The 3694-nt window shown below is 30.9% G+C and carries 7 protein-coding genes and 3 pseudogenes; all 10 read right to left on the bottom strand.

All coding sequences use genetic code 11. The annotated features are described in order from the left end of the window. The coding region (locus AOB46_RS22465) for a hypothetical protein (protein ID WP_131724454.1) at nt 1–551 on the bottom strand (551 nt) is incomplete at its 3' end. A gap of 144 nt (nt 552–695) precedes the next feature. Then, nucleotides 696–1169, bottom strand: coding sequence for a CPCC family cysteine-rich protein (locus AOB46_RS22460; RefSeq protein WP_062703616.1), 474 nt, complete (start codon nt 1167–1169; stop codon nt 696–698). 3 nt (nt 1170–1172) lie between these two features. Further along, on the bottom strand, nt 1173–1499 hold the full coding sequence (locus AOB46_RS22455) for a hypothetical protein (RefSeq protein WP_062703615.1): 327 nt from the start codon (nt 1497–1499) through the stop codon (nt 1173–1175). Beyond that, nucleotides 1500–1559, bottom strand: a pseudogene (locus tag AOB46_RS24140) (hypothetical protein); the annotation flags it as partial. It lies immediately after the preceding gene. A gap of 54 nt (nt 1560–1613) precedes the next feature. Further along, a complete protein-coding gene (locus AOB46_RS22450) occupies nt 1614–1913 on the bottom strand; it encodes a hypothetical protein (protein ID WP_062703613.1) in 300 nt (99 codons plus the stop codon). After that, nucleotides 1910–2254: a papain fold toxin domain-containing protein gene (locus AOB46_RS22445; protein ID WP_131724453.1), complete on the bottom strand. Its 345-nt coding sequence runs from the start codon at nt 2252–2254 to the stop codon at nt 1910–1912. Before AOB46_RS22445 ends, AOB46_RS22450 begins: the two co-directional genes overlap by 4 nt. Before the next feature lie 13 nt (nt 2255–2267). Further along, nucleotides 2268–2546 (bottom strand): annotated as a pseudogene (locus tag AOB46_RS23525) (polymorphic toxin-type HINT domain-containing protein); the annotation flags it as partial. Between the two features lie 36 nt (nt 2547–2582). Continuing rightward, nucleotides 2583–2984 (bottom strand): hypothetical protein, encoded by a 402-nt coding sequence (locus AOB46_RS22440; RefSeq protein WP_062703609.1) that lies wholly within the window; start codon nt 2982–2984, stop codon nt 2583–2585. A gap of 53 nt (nt 2985–3037) precedes the next feature. Next, nucleotides 3038–3265, bottom strand: a complete 228-nt coding sequence (locus AOB46_RS22435; RefSeq protein ID WP_131724452.1) for a hypothetical protein — start codon at nt 3263–3265, stop codon at nt 3038–3040. Between the two features lie 220 nt (nt 3266–3485). Then, nucleotides 3486–3694, bottom strand: a pseudogene (locus AOB46_RS23750) (hypothetical protein); the annotation flags it as partial.

Raw genomic sequence — 3694 nt, 5'->3', positions numbered from 1 at the left:
ATTTTATCAACATCTCTTTTGGGGCATATTTTTTCTTCGTTCCATCCAGGTTTTTCCGGATAAAAAGAAAATTTACAGGATCCTTCATTATTAAAAATTATCAGACAATTATATTTTACTTGCTTATTCATTATACTCAAGCCTCCGAAATCACAACGAATACTTAGACTCTCCTTAGAATAATTTGGATAACTCCCTACCAAACCAAATGAAAAATAAGTATAATTAAATTCTATTTCTTTTAATCGGTGTAAAAAATAATGATATGATGCATACTTTACTTCAGAAGTAACCTTAGAAAGATACTTCATGTAGTCTAAAGCATTCGAAATGTCATTAAATGTTTTTAAAGAGTTTTTTTTATTAATAGATTTTAATTTAGTAAGAACTCCCATTTCTGCATCATCATAAAAAACTGAAATAGAATCTTCATATCCGTAAACAATAACATCATGATAGATAAATTTTATACTTTTAGAGTTTTGAACAAAATTTATATACTCAAAATCTGAAATATTGAAAATTGCATTTTTAAGCTTTTCGATCATCATCTATTTTATTTTATTCTACAGGAGAAGTTTTTTCATCTATAGTGGTAAGTAACATTCCTTGGATAAGTTTTTCAGCTTCAACTCTGCGTCCACTATTTAAAATTAAAAAAAGAGGCTGCTCGGAAAATTCAGCCTCTTATTGATTTATGCTAGGGAATCATCTTTGTAATATTTTAGTTTACCTTCCTGATCTACATGTTTCAAGAATTTATCCAAAATAGCTCCTATCATTTTAAAATTATATTTAGCTTCTTTTAATGTCATATGGTTTACTTGACTATACCTAGATTCATCCATATTTCCATCATCTTCCCAAAAGCAAATTGTACAGATTTCATAATTTCCTTTTTCTAAGATTGTTTTATAATTACAACAAGGGCATGCAAACAGCTCTTTTGGAGTACCAGTAATAATTAATGGGAATTGATATAGAGTTTTGATCTTTTCTTTAATATATGAAACTTTTAATCCAATATATTTCGCTTTTAAATACTCAAAAATCTCATCTTCTTCTATTCCTTCATATTCAGTCACTTTCTTTTTTTCTTCGATTGTCATTTTAGAATATTCATTTAGTGATAGTATATCTATAACAGTGTTTAAATCTAGATTTATCATAATTTAAGGTGTTAATGTTGCAACCAAATCAAGTGCAGCTTGAAATGGTGATATTATAGTTTGGGCGGGATCTGCTCTATAGAATGTTCTGATTTCTCTTAAATCAATTCTTCCAATAAGTACATCCTGAGTATTGTTATTAAATTTCACTAAAAACTTACCTACTACTTGTTCCTGAATATGGTTACCTGTTTCTGCTCCAAAAGATTTAGCCATCTTTAAATATTGAATTTGAGTGATTTTGCCAAACTCAGCACCATGTTTTAAAAAGTGTGGAGCTAGTTTTCCTTTTGAAAATCCTTTCCATATAATATCGCAATTATTACGCACCAAAATCCCTTTCTCAGAAACATAATAATTATGGTTGCCTTCTACTTCAAAGTTATAGACTTCATATTTTTATAAAAATTCCCTTGCTGAAATAGCAAGGGAATACTTTAATATTTATTGCTCGTTTTTAAATAAATGGTATTCTCTAAAAAATACATCTACTTCATCTTGATCTTCATAATGACTTATTTCCTTTATGATGGTTAACCAGCCAAGCTCTAATTCATATTTAAATTTTTTTCTTAACCATTCTCCAAAATTATATCGAAAATCATAGTTAGCTCTTTCTCCTAATCGTACTGCGTCATTACATAGATAGCCATCCAAGAATGCAGATATTAAAGAAAGTTTTTTTTCTCCCACATAAACTTGTGGTCTTCTTTCTATATGCAACATTAAATCTTCAAAATTCATAAAATTATATTAAAAGGGGTAATAGTTGGAGGTAATACTGGTGAACCAACTTCTAAATCCATAAGCCATTTAGAATATTCAATTCCTTGAGGATACAAATTATCATACATTGTATTTCCTACTTTAACACCAACGTGTTCTCCTGTTTCCGTAATAGTTCTATTAAATGTATTTGACCAAATATATCTTGTTTGAGACTGTAGTGTAACCATTTCTCCTTTCATTCCTTGTGCTGTCATTCTTTCCATTAAACTTGCTGCAAACTGCTTACATTGAAACATTTGTTTCAAAGAAGATGGTATTGCTTCAATAATTTTACTTACCCCACAATCATTATGCACCCAAATCCCTTTCTCAGAAACATAATAATTTATGGTTGCCTTCTACGTCAAAGTTATAGACTTTTACTTTCTCATCCAAAAACTTTACAGCTTCTACAGGAGAAGTTTTTCCGTCTAAAGTAGTTAAAAGCATTCCTTTGGTAAGATCTTTGGCTTCTACCCAGCTTCCGTTTACATAGAAAGGGTGTTCCGGGGTACAGGTAATTTCTGTACCGTTTATGGAGATTTTTACTAAGGAAGAAGAAGTGTTACGGGATAGTTCTACTACTTTTTTCAGTTCTTTTTTGCCTGTTTCTTTATTGTAGCTCTATATAAATGAGTTTCTATATTAAAAAAATGGCCAGTCAAGAGTTTCTAATTCAAATGATTCAATCTGAGGTAATACAAAATTATTCTTTTGAATATGACTATAAAAACTACTTGGAAGAATTAAATTATTAAACTCAATAAAATCACAAATGTTATCAAGCCACAACCATTTTCCATCTGTCCTAATTGAAATTTCTCCTTTTCCTAAGATCGACGTAAAGGGGTCTGGAAAAGCGGATTTACTTGTTACTGTAACGCTAAATCCATTTTTTAGATAATCCAATAATTTTTCTTTTTGATATGTTTTATTAATCTGTTCATTTAAAAAATGCTTGATTGATGGATATTTTACATATTCTTCTCCATACTCTTTCCAAAATCCAAACCATCTATATGGCCAGTTATTTAAATCTTTTTCCATTTTTTAATTAATTTATTTATTATAAACCAGGTACAAATTTTATAAAACTCCCATTATTTACAAAAGGGGTCGCACCAATTGAAAGCGAACCATCTTCCTTTTGTTCCATATTGTATGGCACCTTTAGCTGCTTTAGTTAAAATTTTACTTATTCCAGCAGCTCTCCATCCTGCTACAAGCAGTCCCTCACCTGCAAAAGAAGCGGGAAGTTCTAAGAAAAGGAAATTTTCAAAAGCAGCAACTTCCATAGAAGCTTTGGAGTTGAGGATATATGAACCCATATTACTGCTGTTCATATATATGTCGCCCTGCCAAGTGCTCCGGTAAACAGACTAGACATCAAAAAACTATTGATATCTAAATTCATTCCTTTGTTCCACGTATTGGAATTCCCTCTCGCTTGTAATTCAACAGTAGGTACATTTATATAAATTCCATTCGGATCACCTATACCAGTTGATGTTCCTCCAAAATAGAAATTAGTAGACACACCCTCATAGCTCATGCTTCCTCCCCAGTTATTAGTAAATCCCATCCCAGTATTTCTCCAGGTAGTATTATCCCATTTTGAGAATTGTTATAGAAGCTCGTTAACCAACCCTGAATCAATCTTCCATCCGGGTCATACATCATCACCGGATTATTCATTACATAAGCATAAGGTGAATATGAAGAATAACTTTCTGAAAGCTGATCCATCCCATTCCATC

This window comes from Chryseobacterium indologenes (genome assembly GCF_001295265.1).
Classification (GTDB): Bacteria; Bacteroidota; Bacteroidia; order Flavobacteriales; family Weeksellaceae; genus Chryseobacterium; species Chryseobacterium indologenes_A.
This window is presented reverse-complemented; position numbering and strand designations above follow the sequence as displayed.

Coding starts and splice junctions, on each gene's coding strand:
- AOB46_RS22440 (WP_062703609.1), bottom strand. CDS start 2,984: ATGGAAAAAGATTTAAATAACTGGCCATATAGATGGTTTGGATTTTGG.
- AOB46_RS22435 (WP_131724452.1), bottom strand. CDS start 3,265: ATGGGTTCATATATCCTCAACTCCAAAGCTTCTATGGAAGTTGCTGCT.
- AOB46_RS22460 (WP_062703616.1), bottom strand. CDS start 1,169: ATGATAAATCTAGATTTAAACACTGTTATAGATATACTATCACTAAAT.
- AOB46_RS22450 (WP_062703613.1), bottom strand. CDS start 1,913: ATGAATTTTGAAGATTTAATGTTGCATATAGAAAGAAGACCACAAGTT.